19 protein-coding genes are annotated in these 19,167 nt (G+C 67.1%); 1 reads left to right on the plus strand and 18 read right to left on the minus strand.

Going from position 1 to position 19,167, the window contains the following annotated elements; all coding sequences use genetic code 11:
* From RS83_RS04175 to RS83_RS04185, 3 genes are all read right to left on the minus strand, one after another.
* Entirely contained in the window at nucleotides 1–927 is a 927-nt protein-coding gene (locus RS83_RS04175; protein ID WP_045278261.1) for a carbohydrate ABC transporter permease, read from the minus strand.
* Nucleotides 928–996: 69 nt separating this feature from the next.
* Nucleotides 997–2,364 (minus strand): ABC transporter substrate-binding protein, encoded by a 1,368-nt coding sequence (locus tag RS83_RS04180; RefSeq protein ID WP_045278262.1) that lies wholly within the window; start codon nucleotides 2,362–2,364, stop codon nucleotides 997–999.
* A 154-nt stretch (nucleotides 2,365–2,518) separates the two neighbouring features.
* Nucleotides 2,519–3,673 carry a DUF4185 domain-containing protein gene (locus RS83_RS04185; RefSeq protein ID WP_045278263.1) on the minus strand — a complete coding sequence of 385 codons (1,155 nt, stop codon included), beginning with the start codon at nucleotides 3,671–3,673 and terminating at the stop codon, nucleotides 2,519–2,521.
* A 119-nt stretch (nucleotides 3,674–3,792) separates the two neighbouring features.
* On the opposite strand from RS83_RS04185, the gene RS83_RS04190 reads away from it, so the two are divergent.
* A complete protein-coding gene (locus tag RS83_RS04190; RefSeq protein WP_045278264.1) occupies nucleotides 3,793–4,374 on the plus strand; it encodes a hypothetical protein in 582 nt (193 codons plus the stop codon).
* Between the two features lie 45 nt (nucleotides 4,375–4,419).
* On the opposite strand, the gene RS83_RS04195 is transcribed toward RS83_RS04190, so the two are convergent.
* From RS83_RS04195 to dnaK, 15 genes are all read right to left on the minus strand, one after another.
* Nucleotides 4,420–5,343 (minus strand): dihydrodipicolinate synthase family protein, encoded by a 924-nt coding sequence (locus RS83_RS04195; RefSeq protein WP_045278265.1) that lies wholly within the window; start codon nucleotides 5,341–5,343, stop codon nucleotides 4,420–4,422.
* The gene (locus RS83_RS04200) at nucleotides 5,337–6,170 is read right to left on the minus strand and encodes an SDR family oxidoreductase (RefSeq protein ID WP_045278266.1); all 834 of its coding nucleotides are present in this window, start codon (nucleotides 6,168–6,170) and stop codon (nucleotides 5,337–5,339) included. The genes RS83_RS04195 and RS83_RS04200 overlap by 7 nt, the downstream gene beginning before the upstream one ends.
* 27 nt (nucleotides 6,171–6,197) lie before the next feature.
* Nucleotides 6,198–7,070 (minus strand): carbohydrate ABC transporter permease, encoded by an 873-nt coding sequence (locus RS83_RS04205; protein ID WP_045278267.1) that lies wholly within the window; start codon nucleotides 7,068–7,070, stop codon nucleotides 6,198–6,200.
* A 52-nt stretch (nucleotides 7,071–7,122) separates the two neighbouring features.
* Entirely contained in the window at nucleotides 7,123–8,088 is a 966-nt protein-coding gene (locus RS83_RS04210) for a carbohydrate ABC transporter permease (protein ID WP_052678837.1), read from the minus strand.
* Nucleotides 8,089–8,170: 82 nt separating this feature from the next.
* The gene (locus tag RS83_RS04215) at nucleotides 8,171–9,466 is read right to left on the minus strand and encodes an ABC transporter substrate-binding protein (RefSeq protein ID WP_045278268.1); all 1,296 of its coding nucleotides are present in this window, start codon (nucleotides 9,464–9,466) and stop codon (nucleotides 8,171–8,173) included.
* Nucleotides 9,467–9,685: 219 nt separating this feature from the next.
* Nucleotides 9,686–10,126 (minus strand): DoxX family protein, encoded by a 441-nt coding sequence (locus tag RS83_RS04220; RefSeq protein ID WP_045278269.1) that lies wholly within the window; start codon nucleotides 10,124–10,126, stop codon nucleotides 9,686–9,688.
* Between the two features lie 90 nt (nucleotides 10,127–10,216).
* Nucleotides 10,217–11,086, minus strand: coding sequence for a dihydrodipicolinate synthase family protein (locus RS83_RS04225; RefSeq protein ID WP_045278270.1), 870 nt, complete (start codon nucleotides 11,084–11,086; stop codon nucleotides 10,217–10,219).
* Nucleotides 11,083–12,747, minus strand: a complete 1,665-nt coding sequence (locus RS83_RS04230) for a tripartite tricarboxylate transporter permease (protein WP_045278271.1) — start codon at nucleotides 12,745–12,747, stop codon at nucleotides 11,083–11,085. Before RS83_RS04230 ends, RS83_RS04225 begins: the two co-directional genes overlap by 4 nt.
* The gene (locus RS83_RS04235; protein WP_045278272.1) at nucleotides 12,744–13,280 is read right to left on the minus strand and encodes a tripartite tricarboxylate transporter TctB family protein; all 537 of its coding nucleotides are present in this window, start codon (nucleotides 13,278–13,280) and stop codon (nucleotides 12,744–12,746) included. The genes RS83_RS04230 and RS83_RS04235 overlap by 4 nt, the downstream gene beginning before the upstream one ends.
* Nucleotides 13,281–13,299: 19 nt before the next feature.
* On the minus strand, nucleotides 13,300–14,268 hold the full coding sequence (locus RS83_RS04240; protein ID WP_045278273.1) for a tripartite tricarboxylate transporter substrate binding protein: 969 nt from the start codon (nucleotides 14,266–14,268) through the stop codon (nucleotides 13,300–13,302).
* 107 nt (nucleotides 14,269–14,375) lie between these two features.
* Nucleotides 14,376–15,038: a GntR family transcriptional regulator gene (locus RS83_RS04245; RefSeq protein WP_045278274.1), complete on the minus strand. Its 663-nt coding sequence runs from the start codon at nucleotides 15,036–15,038 to the stop codon at nucleotides 14,376–14,378.
* Between the two features lie 47 nt (nucleotides 15,039–15,085).
* Nucleotides 15,086–15,511 (minus strand): heat shock protein transcriptional repressor HspR, encoded by a 426-nt coding sequence (locus tag RS83_RS04250; RefSeq protein WP_045278275.1) that lies wholly within the window; start codon nucleotides 15,509–15,511, stop codon nucleotides 15,086–15,088.
* A gap of 48 nt (nucleotides 15,512–15,559) precedes the next feature.
* Nucleotides 15,560–16,546, minus strand: coding sequence for a DnaJ C-terminal domain-containing protein (locus RS83_RS04255; RefSeq protein ID WP_045278276.1), 987 nt, complete (start codon nucleotides 16,544–16,546; stop codon nucleotides 15,560–15,562).
* 6 nt (nucleotides 16,547–16,552) lie between these two features.
* Complete coding sequence (gene grpE / locus RS83_RS04260; protein WP_045278277.1) at nucleotides 16,553–17,233, minus strand: nucleotide exchange factor GrpE; 681 nt, start codon at nucleotides 17,231–17,233, stop codon at nucleotides 16,553–16,555.
* Between the two features lie 2 nt (nucleotides 17,234–17,235).
* Entirely contained in the window at nucleotides 17,236–19,101 is a 1,866-nt protein-coding gene (gene dnaK, locus RS83_RS04265; RefSeq protein ID WP_045278278.1) for a molecular chaperone DnaK, read from the minus strand.
* Between the last annotated feature and the right edge of the window lie 66 nt (nucleotides 19,102–19,167).

Consider the following 19,167-nt stretch of genomic DNA (forward strand, 5'->3'; position numbering starts at 1 on the left):
TCAGTCGACCAGCCTCTCGGAATTGACGAACTTGAACACCAGCGCCGAGATGGATCCCAGCACGACGAACAGCAGCAGTGCCGCCGCGATCGAGTAGCCGACGTTCACGTCGTTGCGGAAGTGATTGAAGATGAACAGGTTCGGCAGCGTGGTGGAGTCCAGTGGCCCGCCCTGCGTCATCACGAGGGGCAGCTCGAACTGCTGGATCGCCGCGACGAACCCGGTGATGAGCAGATAGAGCACGACGTTCTTCATCTGCGGGATCGTGATGTACGCCGTCTTCTGCCACCAGTTGGCGCCTTCCATCGCGGCCGCCTCGTAGTACTCGGCCGGGATGTCGACCATCGCGGCCACCATGATCAGCGAGGTCAGGCCCATGCCCAGCCAGATGGCAGGGACCGCGATGGCGATCAGCGCCCATTTCGGGTCACCGATCCATGCGATCGGCTCGATCCCGAACGTGCCGAGGAACGCGTTGAGCAGACCGCCGGAGTAGTTGTAGATCAGCACGAAGATGATCGATGCGATCACAGCCGAGATGATCGTCGGGATGTAGATGCTGACCTTCAGCACGCTGGCCGCTCTGCGCGAGACCGCCACGACGAGGCTGGCGAAGAGGAAGGCCAGCACCAGCATCACCGGAACCGTGAGGAGCACGAAGGCGAACCCTCGGCCGATCGTCGCCAGGAACAGCGGGTCCTTCAGCACGTTCGCGTAGTTGCGGATGCCGACGAATTCCGGATCCTTGTAGAAGCTCCAGTCCTGGAAGGACAGGTAGCCGGCGTAGATCGCCGGCCAGAGCACGAAGATGCCCAGCAGCACCAGCACCGGCAGCAGGAACCAGTACGCGGTCTTGTTGTCCCGATATCGATAGCGATCCTGTCGCTGCCGGATCTCCCGGCGTTCCTGTACAGCCTGACTGGCCATTTCCACCTCGTCGTGATGTCGGATGCGGGCCGCGCGGGGCCGGCGGTGAGCCGACCCCGCACGAGCAGGTCAGTTCTTCGGCGCCTTGTCGGCCAGGCCGTCACGATCGATGACGGTCTGGATCGCGGCGTCGGCGGTCTTGATCGCGTCGTCCACGGATGCCGAGCCCTTCATGACCGATTCCATCGCGGTGCCGACTGCGAGGTTCACGTCCCACGGGTAGGTGGGTCCGGCGATGGCGTCGGGCGCGATGTCGTCGACGATGATGCTCGACCACGGGGCGTCTGCTGCTTCCTCGCTCGCCGCGACGGCATCCTGCACCGACTGGCGAACCGGCACCTTCGTGAACTGCGTGTTCACGAAGAACGGCACGAGGTTCTCCGGGTCGCCCGCGATCGCCCAGGAGAGGAACTCGCCTGCGGCCTCGGGGCTCTTGCTCTTCGCGTCGACGACCCACGTGAAGTTGCCCATGGTGGTCGAGGTGCGTCCGTCGGCGTCGGAGGAACTCGGGAACTTGCCGACGCCGGTCTTCGCCAGCAGGTCGGCGTAGTCCGAGCCGATCTCCGACATCATCCACGAGCCGGAGACCTTGAAGGCGACCTTCTGCTGTCCGAAGTCCTCGCCGGCGACGTAGGCCGCGAGCGGCTGCTTGGGCATGTACCCCTTGTCCCACAGCACCTTGTACTGCTCCATCAACGCGCGGTAGCCGTCGTCATCGATGGAGGGAGCGGTCCAGTCATCCGTGAGTGCGAGGTGATCGGCGAAGTTGTACTGCTGGCCGACGGTCGACCAGGCCATGGTCACGGCATCCTGCGCCGGCGAGATGCAGTACTGGCCGTCCGACAGGGTCGGCTGGATCTTCGCGCACGCCGCGAGCAGATCGTCCCAGGTCTCGGGAGCAGCCGAGGAGTCGACCCCGGCGGCGTCGAGCATGTCGGTGTTCCAGAACAGCACGGTCTGCGGCTCGAGCAGCAGCGGGTACGCGTAGTGCTTGCCGTCGATCTCGGAGATCGAGGTCGCGTTGTCGAGGATCTCCCCGATCGCCTCCTTCGGGACGATCGAGTCGAGTTCGTGCACCGACCCGGCATTCACGAGGTCCTGCAGGTTGGCGGAGCTCGTGTAGACGTCCGGCGCCTTGCCTGCCGCCTGGGCCGCCTTCATCTTCTGATCCCAGGCATCGGCCGGCACCTCGGTGTCGACGACCTTGATCTTGTCCTGCGATGCGTTGAACTTCTTCACGATGTCGGCGTACCACTCGTTCTCCACCGGCGTGAAGTTGCGGTGCCAGAACTGGATCGTGGTGACGCCGTCCGCCCCGGCGTCGCCGCCGGCGGATTCTCCCGGCGTGCCGGACCCGCAGGCTGCGAGCATCGTGCCGACGGTGATCGCGCCGATGGCTGCGATCGTCGCCCTGCGCGTGCGAGTGGTCATTCTCATGGTTCCTCCTCAGGAACGGACTCCTCATCGAGTCGCTGCTGTGTGCTCGGCCTGCACCGAAGGACAACCGCCCTGCTGTCGGTCTTCGGCGACCGGGTATGCGCCAGAGTAAGCGAAATCGATTTCATGCGCAAGGGATCGAACACCGCTTCTGTCAGTCGGCGCGTTGCAGGTCGGCGGAGAACCAGAACACGTTGTACGGGTTCCACAGCGACAGCGTGAAGTGGATGCGGCGCCCGTCCTCGGTCACGTAGCGGGGGTTGAGATAGGGCGAGTACAGCGACGGATACTCCGCGCCGGAGACGAGTTCGAGCGGTTCGCCCCACGGGCCCCACGGCGTGATCCCCTCTCGGATGTACGCGTTCCCGCCATCCGAATACGTCATGATCCAGCGCTCGAGGTACGTCGACCACATCACCGAGAGCTCGCCGATCGTGCCATCGACGATGGTCTCGGCATCCGCCATGTCGTCGCTCCACCGCGGGGTCTCGCCGTCGACCCCCGCGAAGTACGAGTAGGCCGACTGGTCCTCGACCGCGTCCTCGGTGGCCCGTACCCGCATGAGCTGCACGCCACCGAAACGACCGGACGGGATCGACCAGAAGTAGATCCAGTCCTCCCCGCCGTCCGTGACCTGCGCCGTCGCGACCTGCACGAAGTTCGAGTCGCCCGGCCACTCGACACCGTCGACCGGAGTCCAGGTCTCGCCGCCGTCGCGCGAGACGATCAGCGCCGCACGATTGGCATCCCAGGCGCCTGGCTCGCCCCAGAAACGCACCGACATGTACGAGACGTAGATCGTGTCGCCGACCGCGAAGCCGTAGGTCGGGATCTTCGTGACCTCGCCGCCGGCGCCGTTCGCATCATGATCGCCCTCGATCAGGGCGGCGGCGAGCCCGATGTCATCCTCGACCCAACCCTCGAAGTCGATGCCGTCGGTCGGATCGTCGTCGGTCGTCCAGGCGGCGACGTTCGATCTCCAGAACCCGCCCTGCCCACCGATCGACTCTGGATCGCGCTCCCCGAAGGTGTCGCCGAACAGGAAGAACGTCCTGTCGCCGACGTTCACCATCGAGCCGAGGTCGGTACCTGCGACCGAGACGGCGGCCGTGTCGTTCATCGCGTCCGGGCCGGTGAGCTGCGCGATCTCGGTGAGGTCGGTCACCCCCTCGAGTACGAAGGGCTTGTCCGGATCCGGGTCGACGGTCACCGGGTCACCACCGCCGCATCCGGCGAGCGCGAGAGCGAGGGCGATGACGGATGCCGAGATGGCGGCGACGCGACGGTGCGCTGGTCTGACATGGTGCATGATCCTCCTCGATCAGCAGTGATGATGGAGCCGAATCTAGCGAAATCGATTTCATAGCACTAGAGTTTCTGCCATGTCCGACTCGGCTGCACAGGCACCGGATCTGCCATGCTGGAGACATGGAATCGGAGTCGCAGAGCACACACGGCGACGTCGAAGCACGGCTCTCGCGCGCGCAGGCCACGGTCACCTCCTCGGCGACGCAGATCAAGAACGCGCTGGGCAGCATCATCGCGCTCGCCGGCACGCCGACGCAGGCGAATCAGCCGCTCTGGCGGCGACTCGATGTGTTCGCCAGGACGGATCTCAAAGACGTCCTCGGTGCTGAGGCGCAGGCCGACATCGCCGACCGCCTCCGCCCGCTCGTCTCGCTGCACAATCGACTCACCGATGCCCGATGGGAGATCTCGACCGAAGACGAGTCGTCGACGGGAGATGTCCTCACCGGACACGGCAGTGGCAGCAGCACGGTGACCACGATCGGTGCGATCGAACTCCTCGCAGAGGTCTTCGCCACCGTCGCCGGCGCCATCGAATCCCTCGACACCCGCCTGACCGCGCAGCGCGTGTTCAGCGCGCCGATCCCGATCTCCGTGCCGGCGTACGTCCGGGAGATCCAGACGAGCATCGCCCGCATCTCAACCGCCCCTGAGGCAGCCTGGACCTGGGAGTCGCACCTCGACGGGCACCAGCAGAGCTGACGATCGCTCGCTCGATCGCTCGATGCCGCGCCGAGGGAGCTGAGTTCAGACCGCGCGCGCGTCTTCCTCAGCGGTGATCGCGATGTGCGCCTGCAGCCGCGCGAACACCGCGTCCAGGCGTGCGCGGCCCGCGTCGTCGAGCGACGGCAGCGGTGCGCGGCAGTCGCCGAGCGGCACCGAGTTCTTGCCGCCGAGATATTTCGCGGCGCCGAACACACCGACCTCGACCATGCCCTCGACCGTGTCGTTGATGCGCACCTGCACGGCGCGCGCGCCCGCGAGGTCGCCGGCATCGAAGCGGCGGCGCAGCGACAGGAACAGCTCGATCTGCAGGCTGACGGTGGTGCCGATCGCGCCGCTCGCGCCGATCGACAGCGCAGGCAGGTAGAACTCGTCGAAGCCGTTCACGAGCGACAGGTGCGGGTAGCGGCTGAGGATGCGCTCGGCACCGTACAGGTTGCGCGAGGTGTGCTTCACGCCGATCACCTGCGGCAGGGCGAGCAGCTCGTCGAAGCCGCCCTCCGAGATGTCACGGCCCGTGAACTGCGGGATGTTGTAGAGCACGAACGGCAGGTCGACCGCGTCGATCACGCTGCGGAAGTGCCGCACCACGTCAGGGGTCGAGTAGCCGTAGTACAGCGGCGGGATCATCGAGATCGCCGCGACACCGGCATCCTTCGCGGCCCCCGCGATGCGGATCGCCTCGCCGGTCGACATCGCACCGACGTGCGACACGACCGGCACGCGGCCGGCCGCTGCGGTCACCGCGGTCTCGGCGACGGCGATGCGCTCTGCCTCAGAGAGCAGCACGCCCTCGCCAGAGGAGCCGCACACGTAGAGCCCTTCGACCCCGCGGCGGATGTCGCTGTCGAGCATCGCGCTGAGAGCCGAGTGGTCGATGCTCTCGTCGGCGTGCATCGGCGTGACGGCCGCCGTGAACAGTCGGTCGCCCAGCACCGCGTTCACCATGCGGTCCACCCTCCGTCGACGACCACGTTCGAGCCGGTCATGTACGTCGAGGCGTCGGAGGCGAGGAACACCAGAGCGCCGTTGTACTCGTCGGCCTCGGCCATGCGGCCGATCGGCATCCGCTCGATGTAGTTCGCCTGGAACTTCGCATCCTGCGTGTCGCGGCGCACGCCCGACGGGGTGAGCGTGTTGACGCGGATACCGGCGCGACCCCAGTACGTCGCGCAGTAACGGGTGAGGTTGTACAGCCCCGACTTGGCGGCCGAGTACGCGACCGGCTTGATGAACGGGATGCCGGTGTCCTCGGCCTTGTACGCGTAGATGTCCTGTACCGGCGAGACCATGCCGTAGATCGAACCCACGTTCACGATCGAGCCGCCGAGTCCGGCATCCCGCATCCGTCGACCCGCCGCCTGGGTGACGAGGAAGGTGCCGACGAGGTTCGTGTCGACGACCTCGCGGAACACGTCGACGGGGAACTCCTCGAAGGGGCCGGAGACCTCGGGCGGGGCGCTCGGCTGCGTGTCGATCCCGGCGTTGTTCACGACCACCGTCGGCACGCCCCAGGTCTCGACGACCCGGTCGAAGCCGGCGTCGACGCTCGCCTGGTCGGTGATGTCCATCTCGATCGCGAGCAGTCGTCCCTCCGGGTCATCGAGTCCGAGCCTCGCGGCCGGGTCGGCCACCTCGCTGCGGGAGGTGACGGCCACGCGGGCGCCCCGCTCGTGCAGCGAGCGGACGAACTCCGCGCCGATCTGGCCGAAGCCGCCGGTGACGACGACCACCTTGTCCCGCACCGAGAAGAGCGGGTCCTGTCCTTCAGACATGTGTGAATACTCCAGATTGCAGGGCGCTCAGCCCTTGACGGATCCTGCGGTGAGCCCCGAGACGATGCCTCGCTGCGCCCACAGGAAGAAGATGATCGCCGGGAGCGCGAACAGCAGCGCGCAGAACATCACGACGTTCATGGGGGTGTAGAACTGGCCGAGGAACGACGACAGTCCGACGGATGCCGGCCACAGATCGGACGACGAGATGAACGTGTTCGCGAACATGAACTCGTTCCAGCCGTCGAAGAACGCGATGACGGAGGCCGCCGCGATGCTCGGCATGATCAGGGGCAGCACGATCGTGGTGAGGATGCGCACCCGGGAGCATCCGTCGATCCTGGCTGCCTCCTCGATCTCGTAGGGGATCTTGTCGATGCCGCTCTTGATGATGAACATCGCGACCGGCATCACGAACGCGGTGTCGGCGAGGATGAGTCCCCAGTGGCTGTTCAGCAGCCCGGCGCCGGCGAAGATCGCGTAGAGCGGCACGATGATGAGGGCCTCGGGCAGCATCTGCGTGCTGAAGAAGATGAAGCCCGCGACGCCGCGGCCGTGGAAGCGGTAGCGGCTGAGCGCGTAGGCGGCCATCGTCGCCAGCACCAGGCTGAGGACCGTGGTGCCCGCGGCGATCACGAAGGAGTTGCCGAGCCAGCGGAAGATCGGGATGTCGGAGAGGAATCCGCCCCACTGCCCGATGTTCTGGAACTCGGGGATCAGCGGCTGGCTGCCGCCGTACAGCGAGGACTCGGTGCCGAGCGAGGTCGACAGCATCCAGTAGACGGGGAAGCCGGCGAAGACGACGAGCAGCGTGATGAGCACTGCCTTGCCGAGGCTGCCGACTCTGGCGCCGACGCCGCGACGACGCGGCAGATCGATGGTGATGCGTTCCGTGGTCATCGCTGGCTCTCCTGACGTTCCTGGATCTGCTCGACGATGAACTGTTCCGTGGTCATCGCTGGCTCTCCTGACGTTCCTGGATCTGCTCGACGATGAAGTACACGACCGTGACGAGCAGCGACAGCACGAGCCCGAGGGCTCCGATCGCCGCGGCGCGGCCGAGGTTCTGGTCTTGGAAGGCGGTGCGGTACACGTTCACGACCAGGGTGTTCGTGACGTCGAGCGGACCACCGCCGGTGATGAGGAAGATGATCTCGAAGCGGCGGATCGACCAGATCGTCATGAGCAGGGTGATCACGCGGAGCGTGGGCATCAGGTGCGGCAGCGTGACGGCGAGGAACGACTGGAAGCGCGTCGCGCCGTCGACCCAGGTCGCCTCGCGGAGTTCCTGCGGCACGCTCTGCAGCGCGCTCAGCATGACGAGCATCACGAGTGGGGTGAGCTTCCACACGGTGGCGAGCGTCACCGCGAAGAGGCCGTACTGCGGGTCGACCAGCCAGCCGTGCTGCCCCATGCCGAGCGCCGAGGTGGTGCGGTTGAGGATGCCCTGCTCGTTGTTGTAGATCCACACGAAGATGAGCGCTGCGGCCACGGTCGGCACGGCCCACGGGATCGTCGCGATCGCGCGGATGATGCCGCGCCCCTTGAAGGCTGTGTTCAGCAGGAGGGCGCCCGCCGTGCCGATGCCGACCGAGAACACGACCGTGAACAGCGTGTAGAGCAGGGTCGTGACGACCGAGGTCCAGAACTTGTCGCTCGAGAGCAGGTACTCGTAGTTCTCGACGCCGACGCCTCGGCCGCCGGCCGGGTTGACCAGCTTGGTCGCGGTGAACGACAGCAGCAAGCCGCGGATCAGCGGGAACACCGTGAAGATCGCGAGGTACACGATGGCCGGGAACAGGAAGAGGTAGGCGCCGTTGCGCTCGACGAAGCGTCCGACGGCTCCGCTGCCTCGTGGCCGCTTCGGCGGTGCAGCGCGAGGCGTCGAGCGGGACGCCTCGAGGGTGCTGGTGGCCATGCTGAGGTCCTTTCGGGTGTGGGGGTCGAGGGGCGGGATGGGGGTGTCCCGCCCCTCCGGTGCGCAGTCGGGACTGCGCTGCTCAGCCGAGTTCGGCTTCGAGGGCCTGCTGCACCTCGGCGAGCCTGCTCTTGACGTCGCCGCCGTTGACCCTGAGGTCTTCGACCGCCGTGAGCACCTCGCGCCAGATCGGCTTGCTCTCGGTCTCGAAGCCCTCGACGAGCGTCGACTTCGAGGTCTTGGCGGCCTCCAGGAACTGTGCAGCCCAGGGGTTCGCAGCCATGAACTCGGCGTCGGGCTCGACGTCGGTCGCCATGGCGGATGCCCCGAGGCCGGCGCGGATCGCGGTCTGCCCCTCGTCGCCGAGGATCCAGCGCACGAAGTCCTTCGCGGCCTCGACGTTGTCGCTGTTCGCGTTGACGGCGATGATGAGCTGCGAGTTCGAGCCGGGGTTCGCGAGCGGCAGCGGGGCCGCTCCCATGTTCTCGCCGTTCACGACGTTGTCGGGGTTGCTCGTGATGGTCGTCGCGACGCCGGAGTTCTCGAACAGCATGCCGACCTGACCCTGGCCGAACTTCGCGCGGAAGGTCGACGCGTCATCGCCGATGGGTGCGACACCCGATTCGAAGGTCTTGAGGAAGGCTTCCACCGCCTCGACGTTCTCGGCCTTGTCGATCGTCAGCTTCTTGCCGTCGCTGAGCTCGCCGCCGAATCCGTAGATCCAGTTGGCCATCTCGAGCGTCCATCCGTCGATCTCGGCGGTCTGGTGGCGGCCCGCGAATCCGGCGATGCCGAGCTCCGACTTGATGGTCTCGGCCGTGGTGAGGAACTCGTCGAACGTGGTCGGCACCTCGAGCCCGAGCTGGGCGAAGATGTCCTTGTTGTAGATCACGGTGTTGTAGGTAGGCCGCTCCCAGTTGAAGCCGTACTGGCCGTCCTGGAAGAAGCCGGCCTCGTTGGTGGTGTTGAGGCTGTCGCCGAGTTCGTCGGCGATGTCGTCGAGGGGCTCGAGCACCCCGGCATCCACCAGCGAGGCGAACTGGCTGTCCTGGAGGACCATGACGTCGGGTCCGCCGCCGGCGCCGAGCTCGGTGCTGAGCTTGTCGGCGTAGTTGGCGAAGGGGATCTCGACCTTGGTCAGCTCGATGTCGTCGTTCGGGCCGGTGTATCCCTTGACGGCGTCCCAGATGATCGGGCCCTTGCCGTCTTCGAGGAACTGCCAGTTGGAGAACGTGAGCTCTCCGCCGGCCGCCTCTCCGTTGTCGCCCGAGTCGCTCCCACCGGAGCAGCCTGCGAGGGCGATCGCCGCGACGGCGGCGATGCCGGTGATCCGCAGCGCTCGGGCACGGCGGGACGGGTGTGCGTGGTTCGACTTCACTGTTCACTCCTTTGGGCAGCAAGTTGATTGCGACGATGCAGTCGATTTCCGCCCGGGACGCGTGAAATCGATTTCGCTACCGTAACCCCGGAATTCAGCGGATGTCAAGGAAAATGGTTACGTAACTTTTCTGGAGATATGAAACCTCCTGCTCTCCACGCAGAAACACGGATGCCGTGACCCAGCGGGCCACGGCATCCGTGTTCGTGTGCGTGCTGCTCAGCTGAGCCAGGCAGGTGCGCGGCCGCGCAGGAAGGCGCCGTCGATCGAGAAGCGGCCAGCACCCGTGAGCGCGAGCGCGAGCGCCGCGACACCGAGCACGGCGACGAACTCGTACCCGCCCTCGCCGACCCAGAGGCCCGCGGGCAGGTGCACCAGGATCAGGGCCACGACCATGTCGATCGCCAGGATGATGCCGACCGGACGCGTGAGGAGTCCGAGGATCAGCAGGATGCCGCCGATGAGCTCGACGAACGCCACCACGGGAGCAGCGATCTCCGCCAACGGCACCCCCATGTCGGCGAAGCTGCCGATGGTGCCGGGAATCGTGTACTCGAAGATCTTCTGTGCGCCGTGCGCTGCGAAGATCGCGCCGACCACGAAGCGCAGGACGAGGAGTCCGAGCGAGGCGGCGGAGGAGGGGGCTTTGGTGTTCGTCATGAGGAGTTCTTCCTTCGTGGCAGGACACCCGCGCGCCAGGCGCGGAGCAGGGTCGTTCCCTGCGTCCACGCTAGGAAGAAGAGATATCCCTCAGCTGTGTGCGGCCACGACCTGCGCGACGGCGGCGCGCTCGGCATCCGTCGGCTCGGCGATCGCCATGCGGCAGTGGGTGTCGACCACGTCGAGCACGCGGTACGCCTCCTTCATGCGGGCCATGTCGCCGCCGATCAGCGAGACCACGTCATCGACGGCCGTCTGCGCTGCGGCGATGGCGTCGGCGTCGCCCGAGCGCCCTGCGTCGGCCAGCGCGCGGAACGGCTTCGGCGTCACCGAGGAGACGCCGGACACCACGCCCTGCGCTCCCACGCTGACCGCGGCGATCAGGTCGCGATCGGCCCCGGTGTACAGGTCGAAGCTCTCCGGCACCACGGCGCGGTACGCGGCGATCTCGTCGAGCGACAGCTCGCTCACCTTCGCGCCGACGATGTTCGGCAGCGCCGACAGCCGCACGAGCAGCTCCGGCGAGACCGTGTTGCCGCTGCGGGCCGGGTAGATGTACACGTAGAGGCGACCGTCGCCCACGGCATCCGACACCGCGGTGAAGTACTCGAAGATCGCGTCCTCGGTCGACTTCAGGTAGTACGGCGTGAGGGCGGCGAACTCGGTCGCACCGAGCCCCTTCGCGATCTCGACGAGCCGCACGGCCTCGTACGTGCTGGGCTGGCCGACGTGCACGATCACGCGCATGCGGTCGGCGAGCTCGTCGATCGCGGCACCCACCAGTTCGGTGAACTCGGCGACGTCGACCGCCGGGAACTCCCCCGTCGTGCCGAGGATGAACGCACCCTCGTTGCCCGATCGCCCCACGAAGCGGAAGATGGCCCGCGAGCCCTCCAGGTCGAGGCTCCCGTCGCGGCGGAACGCGGTGGGGACGGCGGTCAGGATGTCGTAGCGGGTCACTTCTGGTTCTCCTCGGAGTTCGTGCGGGACGAGCGTGCCTTGCGGGACGCCCGGGCTGAGGTGTCGACGTTGCGCACGGTCGACGTGAGCAGGTCGGGGTTCGCTGCGAGCTCGTCGTGCGCCTTCTCGATCTGCACGATGCTCTCGTCCTGCAGGATCGAGTCCTCGAGCGATGCCCGCTTGGCACGAGGCGTGCGGGCCGCGCGGATCGCCGGCATCACGATCGACAGCACCGCGAGCGCGAGCAGCACGAGTGCGATCGGGCTGACGACCTCGAAGAACGGACGAGTGGGCAGGATCGCGAGCGTGCGGGCGAGGTTCTCCTCGGCGAGCGGCCCGAGGAGCAGGCCGAGCACGACCGGACCAGCGGGCACCTGCATGCGCTTGAGCAGCACGCCGACGACGCCGAAGACGAGCATCGTGAGCACCGTCGACAGGCTGTTCGAGGTGGCGTAGGTGCCGATGATGCAGAAGATCAGGATGCCGCTCCACAGATACGGCTGCGGCACGTCGAGCAGCTTCACCATGCCCTTCATGCGCACCAGGCTCAGCGCCAGCGACAGGATCGTCGCGACGAGCATGATCCCCACGATCGAGACGACGAGGTCCGGCCGGTTCGTGAAGAGCGTCGGGCCGGGGGTGATGCCCCAGATGATCATCGAGCCGATCATGACCGCCATGACGGAGTCGCCGGGGATGCCGAGCGCCATCGTCGTGGTGAGTGATCCGCCGAGCGTGGCGCTGGAGGCGGTGTCGGATGCCGCGACGCCCTCGATCGAGCCCTTGCCGAACAGCTCCGGATGCTTCGAGGCCTTGCGAGCCCGCTCCCAACCGATGAGTCCGGCGATGTCGCCGCCGGCTGCCGGGATGAGGCCGACGCCGAGCCCGACCGCTCCGCCGACCGCGGTGGCGCGTCCTGACTGCTTGAGCTCTGCCCTGTTGGGCCACCAGCGGCCGAGGCTCGAGATGGGGCGCACGTTCGATTTGCGGTACGTGAGCAGCTGGTCGAACAGCTCAGCGATGCCGAAGAGGCCGATGATGACGGCAATGAAGTTGACGCCCTCGACGAGCTCGAGCACGCCGAAGGTGAAGCGCTGATCGGCGGTGGCGGCATAGGTGCCGACGGTGCCGAGCGCGAGACCGAAGAGACCAGCCAGGATGCCCTTGAGCATCGACTTCGACGAGATGCCGATCATGATCGAGATGCCGAAGACCACGAGGGCGAAGAGCTCGGGCGACTTGAAGTAGTCGCGGGCGAAGCTGGCGATCGGCACGGCGGCCACCGCGAACAGCACGAGCGAGGCGAGGATGCCGACGGCCGAGACGATCGCCGAGATGGTCAGCGCGAGGCCGGCCCTGCCCTGCTTCGCCATCGGATAGCCGTCGAGGGTGGTCGCGATGGAGGCCGGGGTGCCTGGCGTGTTGATCAGGATGGAGGGCACCCGGTCGCCGAAGTTGGCGGCGACGTAGATCGTCAGCAGCACTGCCAGGCCCTGCACGGGCTCGAGGGTCATCGTGAAGCCGGCGGCGAGCGCGACCGCCATGGTCGCGGTGATGCCGGGGAAGGCTCCGACCATGAAGCCGAGCACGAGGCCGACGAGCATGTAGAGCAGGATCGAGATGTCGAGGAGCGAGTTCAGCCCCTCCATGAGTGCGTTCACAGGGGGATCCTCAGGAGCATCCCGAACACGACGTAGACGAACGCCGTGACGGAGACCGAGTAGATGATCAGGCTGATCCAGCCGCGGTGGCCGTAGAGCAGCATGAGAGCGGCCATCAGCACGGCGGCGGCGATCGGGAAGACCTCGATGCGGTAACCGAACAGGATGACGGTGCTCAGCGACCAGAGTGCGACGAAGGCGCAGGTGATCACGAGCGTGGCGATGACGCGGATGTAGCCGCCCGGCTGGATGCGCTCGAGGTCTTCGCGACCGGGAGCGGGACGCGTGAGCGCCATGGCCAGGATCGCGAGCGCGATGACGACGGCGGTGACGGCGATCACCGTCGGCCAGAACCGGGCGTCGATCTGGCCGGGCGCTGCCTCACGGCGCAGCGGGATCTGCGTGGTGAGGAAGAGATAGCCGGCTGAGAAGGCAAGCGCGACGATGCCGAAGACGATCTCGAGCGGCCGGGATGCCGGTGCACGCTGGGAGTCGTCGTCGGCGACGACGACTCCCGCTTCTGAAGGAGACATGCTGAGTGACCGGGCCTGCTCAGCCCAGGAGGTCCTTGAACAGCGTGAACTGCTCGTCGACGAAGGTGGTCCACTCGGCGGAGTCGCGGTAGACCACGAGGTTGCCCGCGTCCTTCTGGAACTGCGTGTAGGTGTCGGACTCGACGGCTTCCTTGACGGCGGCCTCGAGTGTCGACTTCACGTCGTCGGGCAGGCCCTTGGGCGCGTAGATGCCACCCCAGCCGCCGAACACGACGTCTTCGCCGATGGCCTCTTCGACCGTCTCGACGTCTTTCGCGTCGGGGTGACGCTCGTCGTTCATGACGGCGAGGATGCGCACGGCCTCGCCCTGCGCGAGCGCCTCGCCGAGGCCGGAGACGGCGGCGACGGTCTCACCCGATGCTGCTGCGGCGACGGCGGTCGCGCCACCGTCGTAGGGAACGGGCGTGAAGGTCGCGTCGGTGGCGTTGCCGAGGCCGATGGTCGCTGCCTCCCAGATCGAGCCTGCGCCGGAGTTGGCGACCGTGACCGCGCCGGATCCGGCCTGTGCGACGAGGTCTTCCAGGGTCTCGATGCCGCTGTTCGCGCCGACCGTGATGACGCCGGGGGCGAGCATGATCTGGCCGAGCAGGTCGAAGTCCTCGGGGAGCACGTTCGCGCTCTGCGTGGTGTTCAGCATCGCGATCTCGACCGGCGCGAAGCCGATGACGTAACCGTCGGGGTCCTGCGCGCCGACATACTCCATGGCGAGTGCGCCTGCTGCGCCCGGCATGTTCTCGGGGATGATGCTGACGCCGAGGATCTTCTCGAGCTCGGTCGCGAGGGCGCGCGACGAGAGGTCGGAGCCGCCACCGGGGTTGGCCTGGATGATCAGGCGGATGTCGTTCACGGGGAAGGCCGACGCTGCGTCTTCACCCTCCTCGACCTTGGTGCAGGCCGAGAGGACGAGTGCGGTGGCTGCGAGGGCGGCGATCGCTGCGGCCGCCCGGGTGATGCGCTTGCGGGGCATCTTTGCTCCTCTACGTGGGTCGACCGTGTTGTCGACGTCCCGAGGCTAGCAGTGTTGACTGTTAACAGTCAACACTCGAACGGCCGCCCGGGGGTCCGCGATAGAGGTCAGCGCCGCGCGGTGATCTCGCTGAGCATCCGGTCACGGGCGCCGTCGAGGTGCGAGGCGAGCACCTCCGCAGCCTTCTCCGGAGTGCCGGTGCGCATGACGTCGAGCAGTTTCATGTGGTCGCCGGACGACTCGTGCAGGTCTTCGTCATGGTTGATCGTGACGTCGAGCAGCGCGGTGAACGTCGGAAGGTACTGGTTCCACGCCCCCTCGAGACGCGGATGATCGGCGAGCGCGTAGATCTGCGAGTGGAAGTCGAGGTCGGCGGTGACGAAGGCCGCGTGGTCGCCGTCGTCGGCCGCCGTGCCCATGCGCCCCACGGCGGCTGCCATCGGCGCCCACCGAGCGGCATCCTCGACCCGCATGGCCCTGGAGAGCGCGAGCTGTTCGAGCGCCCCGCGCAGGCTGTAGAGCTGCTCGACGTCATCGGGCGAGAGGCCGACGATGTACACGCCGCGAGGGCGCTGCACCTCGACGAGCTTCTCGAAGCTGAGCTGCGTGAGTGCGTCGCGGATCGGACCGCGGCTCACGTCGAACTCCTCGGCGAGCGCCTCTTCGGTGATGCGGGCGCCCGGCGCGAGTTCGCCGCGCACGATGCGCTGTCTCAGCACCCGGGCCACTTGTGCCCCGAGGGATTCTCCACGCTTCACGCTCTGCGTCACGGCGACCTCCTGTTAACAGTTGACAGGATACACACCCGGTGCGGGGATCAGTTCCCTCGCGGGTTCCAGAGCACGACGTCGGTCGAGCGGCGCAGACGGCGCCCGCTCGGCATCGGTACGACGCCCGCGGAACCGGCGGCGAAGACTCGCACGCCCGGTCGGTTCTCGCGCTCGGCGCGGATGGCGGCTTCGAGCTCGGAGATGCGGCGGCGCAGCATCCGATTCTCGTCCTCCAGGTCGAGCACGCGCGCGATCGCTGGCAGGCTCATTCCCGCGGCAGAGAGTTGAGCGACCTCACGGAGCTGCTCGATGTTCCGAGGCGAGTAGCGGCGAGAGCCGCCGGAGGTGCGCCCGGGGACGACGAGCCCGATGCGGTCGTACTGTCGCAGGGTCTGCGGATGCATGCCGGCGAGCTCGGCGGCGGCGGCGATCGCGAACACCGGGGTATCGGGGTCCGGGCGGAGGTCAGCCATTCCTGATCACCTCGCTCCCCGGTGTCGCGGTCATCGATGCTCCCATGCTCAGCGGCGGGCCTTCGCCATCAACTCGGCCCGAGGGTTCTCCGCGGGCTCGAGCGCCTGGAACTTCTCCAGCGCCTCTCGAGCGGCCTCGTCGAGGTGCGATGGCACAGCGACCTGCAGCTCGGCGAGCAGATCGCCGGTGCCCTTCGACGTGGCGACGCCACGACCCTTGACCCGGAGCACGCGCCCGGAGGGCGTGCCGGGGGCGACGCGGAGCTTGACGATGTCGCCGCTCAGCGTCGGCACCTCGATGGTGGCGCCGAGCGTCGCCTCGGTGAAGGTCACGGGGACCGTGAGGCGGAGGTTCAGGCCATCGCGGGTGAACACCGGGTGCGGCCGCACCGCGATCTGCACCACGATGTCGCCGCTCTCGCCGCCGTCAGGAGAAGGACGACCACGGCCGCGGAGACGGATCTTCTGCCCGTCGGCGACCCCGGCGGGGATCTTCACCTTGAACGGCTTGCCGTCCTCGCCCTGCAGGGTGATGGTCTCACCCTGCACGGCGGTGACGAAGTCGAGCGTCGTGCGGGCCGTGACGTCGGCGCCGCGCTGCGGCCCGCCGAAGCCACGGTATCCGCCGGACGTCTGACCGAAGCGGCCGTTGCCGAACGCTCCGCCCTGTCCCTGGTTGAACATCGCGAAGATGTCCTCGAAGTCGGCGGACTGACCGCCACGGCCCTGCTGGCCGTAGCGGCTGAAGACGTCTTCGAACCCGCCCGCACCCGAGCCGCCCGCCGTGAAGCGAGCGCCCGAGCCCATGGCGCGGATCTCGTCGTACTCCTTGCGCTGCTCGACGTCGGAGAGCACCGAGTAGGCCTCGCTGATCTCCTTGAACTTGGTCTCGGCCTTCGCATCGCCCTGATTGGAGTCAGGGTGATACTTGCGCGCGAGCTTGCGATACGTCTTCTTGAGATCGGCAGCAGTGACGTCCTTGGAGACCCCGAGCGTCTTGTAGAAGTCCTTGTCGAACCAGTCCTGGCTAGCCATCTTCGACTACTGGGTCCCTGAGCCTGTCGAAGGGTCGACCGGAACAGCGACGACGACCTTCGCGGGGCGCAGCTCGACATCTCCGAGGCGGTAGCCCACCTCGACGACCTCGAGCACTGTCGCCTTGGCCGCACCGGGGGTGGGCTGCTGGAAGATCGCCTCGTGGCGCTGCGGGTCGAAGTCCTCGCCCTGCTCACCGTACGAGACGACGCCGAGGCGCTCGACGACCGCCCGCACCTTGTCCGCGATGACCGCGAAGGGGGTGCCGTCGACCAGGTCACCGTGGGCTGCTGCGCGGTCGAGGTCGTCGAGCACGGGGATGAGGCCCTTGACTGCCTCGCCCTTCGCCCGCTCGTTCTCGATCTGACGCTGCTCCTCGGTGCGGCGGCGGTAGTTGGCGTACTCGGCCTGCAGACGCTTGAGGTCGTTCAGCAGGGTCGACTCGAGGTCGGCGAGCACGGCGTCCTCCGCCGCGGCCTCACCGGTCTGCGGTGCGCCGAGGATGTCGTCGACCGTGAGCTCGTCAGCGGCGCCGTCGACCGGCGTCTCATCAGAGCCCTCGGCCGCCTGCGCCTCGCGGGAGTCCTGGTGGTGCGGCGCGGGGCCGGGCGCCTGAGCGTCCGACCCCTCGCTGCGACCTTCGGCGGACTCGGGAATCTCGTTCTCGTCGAAGTTCTTGTCCGTCATGGTTACTTCTTGTCTTCCTCGTCATCGACGACCTCGGCGTCGATGACATCCTCCTCGGAGGAGGCGTCATCGGCCGTGGGCGCCTCGCCCTCGGTCGGAGCGCCGGCTGCGGCATCCGCCTGGGACTGCGCGTAGATGGCCTCGCCGAGCTTGCCCTGCGACTCGTTCAGCTTGTCGAACGCGGTCTTCACGGCCTCGTCGTCGTCTCCGGCGAGCGCGGTCTTGAGTGCGTCGACATCGGCCTGGACCGAGTCCTTGACGTCGGCGGGGAGCTTCTCGTCGTTGTCCTTGATGAGCTTGTCGATCGAGTACGCGAGCGTCTCGGCCTGGTTGCGGACCTCGGCTGCCTCGCGACGCTTCTTGTCCTCGGCCGCGTTCTCCTCGGCCTCGCGCACCATGCGCTCGATGTCTTCCTTCGACAGCGACGAGCCGCCGGTGATCGTCATCGACTGCTCCTTGCCGGTGCCCTTGTCCTTGGCGGACACGTGCACGATGCCGTTCGCGTCGATGTCGAAGGTCACCTCGACCTGCGGGATGCCGCGAGGAGCCGGGGCGATGCCGGTGAGCTCGAACGTTCCGAGCGGCTTGTTGTCGCGGGTGAACTCGCGCTCGCCCTGGAAGACCTGGATCGCGACGGACGGCTGGTTGTCATCTGCCGTGGTGAAGGTCTCGCTGCGCTTGGTCGGGATCGCGGTGTTGCGGTCGATGAGCTTCGTCATCATGCCGCCCTTGGTCTCGATGCCGAGGCTCAGCGGGGTGACGTCGATCAGCAGGACGTCCTTGCGCTCGCCCTTCAGCACGCCGGCCTGGAGTGCGGCGCCGACTGCGACGACCTCATCCGGGTTGACGCCCTTGTTGGCTTCCTTGCCGGTCTCGCGCTTGACGAGCTCGGCGACGGCGGGCATACGGGTCGAGCCACCGACCAGCACGATGTGGTCGATCTCGGACACCTTGATGCCGGCTTCGCGGATGACGTCCTCGAAGGGCTTCTTGGTGCGGTCGAGCAGGTCCTTCGTGAGGTCCTCGAACTTCGCGCGGGTGATGGTCTCGCTGAGCGAGACGGGACCCGAGTCGGTGAGCGAGAGGTAGGGCAGGTTGATGCTCGTGCTCGTGGAGCTGGAGAGCTCCTTCTTCGCCTGCTCAGCGGCCTCCTTGAGGCGCTGCAGGGCGATCTTGTCACCCGAGACGTCGACGCCGGTCGTGGACTTGAACTGCGAGATCAGGTAGTCGACGAGACGCTGGTCCCAGTCGTCACCACCGAGGCGGTTGTCACCGGCGGTCGAGCGCACCTGGATGGTGGAGAAGTCGTCGTCCTTGCCCACCTCGAGGAGGGAGACGTCGAAGGTTCCGCCACCGAGGTCGAAGACGAGGATGAGCTCGTCTTCCTTGCCCTTGTCGAGGCCGTAGGCGAGAGCGGCAGCGGTCGGCTCGTTGATGATGCGGAGCACGTTGAGACCGGAGATCTCACCGGCCTCCTTCGTGGCCTGGCGCTCGGCGTCGTTGAAGTACGCGGGGACCGTGATGACGGCATCCGTCACCGTGTCACCGAGGTAGGACTCGGCGTCGCGCTTCAGCTTCATGAGGATGCGCGCGGAGATCTCCTGCGGCGTCCACTTCTTGCCGTCGACGTCGAACGTCCAGTCGGTGCCGATGTGGCGCTTGACCGACGCGATGGTGCGGTCGACGTTCGTGACGGCCTGGCGCTTCGCGGTCTCGCCGACGAGCACCTCACCGTCCTTGGTGAATGCGACCACCGACGGGGTGGTGCGGAAGCCTTCGGCGTTCGCGATGACCTTCGGCTCGCCGCCTTCGAGGACGCTGACGACGGAGTTCGTCGTACCGAGGTCGATTCCAACAGCACGTGCCATGTGATTCTCCTTTGTTGCGGAAGTTACGGTTTCGGAAGTTCGGAAATCTCTGGCGATCAGGAAAAC

Origin of the sequence: Microbacterium oxydans, from assembly GCF_000956525.1 — a bacterium.
GTDB classification, from domain to species: Bacteria; Actinomycetota; Actinomycetes; order Actinomycetales; family Microbacteriaceae; genus Microbacterium; species Microbacterium oxydans_A.

Coding starts and splice junctions, on each gene's coding strand:
- RS83_RS04210 (WP_052678837.1), bottom strand. CDS start 8,088: ATGGCCACCAGCACCCTCGAGGCGTCCCGCTCGACGCCTCGCGCTGCA.
- RS83_RS04190 (WP_045278264.1), top strand. CDS start 3,793: ATGGAATCGGAGTCGCAGAGCACACACGGCGACGTCGAAGCACGGCTC.
- RS83_RS04240 (WP_045278273.1), bottom strand. CDS start 14,268: ATGCCCCGCAAGCGCATCACCCGGGCGGCCGCAGCGATCGCCGCCCTC.
- RS83_RS04185 (WP_045278263.1), bottom strand. CDS start 3,673: ATGCACCATGTCAGACCAGCGCACCGTCGCGTCGCCGCCATCTCGGCA.
- RS83_RS04205 (WP_045278267.1), bottom strand. CDS start 7,070: ATGACCACGGAACGCATCACCATCGATCTGCCGCGTCGTCGCGGCGTC.
- grpE (WP_045278277.1), bottom strand. CDS start 17,233: ATGACGGACAAGAACTTCGACGAGAACGAGATTCCCGAGTCCGCCGAA.
- RS83_RS04250 (WP_045278275.1), bottom strand. CDS start 15,511: ATGGCTGACCTCCGCCCGGACCCCGATACCCCGGTGTTCGCGATCGCC.
- RS83_RS04200 (WP_045278266.1), bottom strand. CDS start 6,170: ATGTCTGAAGGACAGGACCCGCTCTTCTCGGTGCGGGACAAGGTGGTC.
- RS83_RS04220 (WP_045278269.1), bottom strand. CDS start 10,126: ATGACGAACACCAAAGCCCCCTCCTCCGCCGCCTCGCTCGGACTCCTC.
- dnaK (WP_045278278.1), bottom strand. CDS start 19,101: ATGGCACGTGCTGTTGGAATCGACCTCGGTACGACGAACTCCGTCGTC.
- RS83_RS04175 (WP_045278261.1), bottom strand. CDS start 927: ATGGCCAGTCAGGCTGTACAGGAACGCCGGGAGATCCGGCAGCGACAG.
- RS83_RS04255 (WP_045278276.1), bottom strand. CDS start 16,546: ATGGCTAGCCAGGACTGGTTCGACAAGGACTTCTACAAGACGCTCGGG.
- RS83_RS04180 (WP_045278262.1), bottom strand. CDS start 2,364: ATGAGAATGACCACTCGCACGCGCAGGGCGACGATCGCAGCCATCGGC.
- RS83_RS04235 (WP_045278272.1), bottom strand. CDS start 13,280: ATGTCTCCTTCAGAAGCGGGAGTCGTCGTCGCCGACGACGACTCCCAG.
- RS83_RS04195 (WP_045278265.1), bottom strand. CDS start 5,343: ATGGTGAACGCGGTGCTGGGCGACCGACTGTTCACGGCGGCCGTCACG.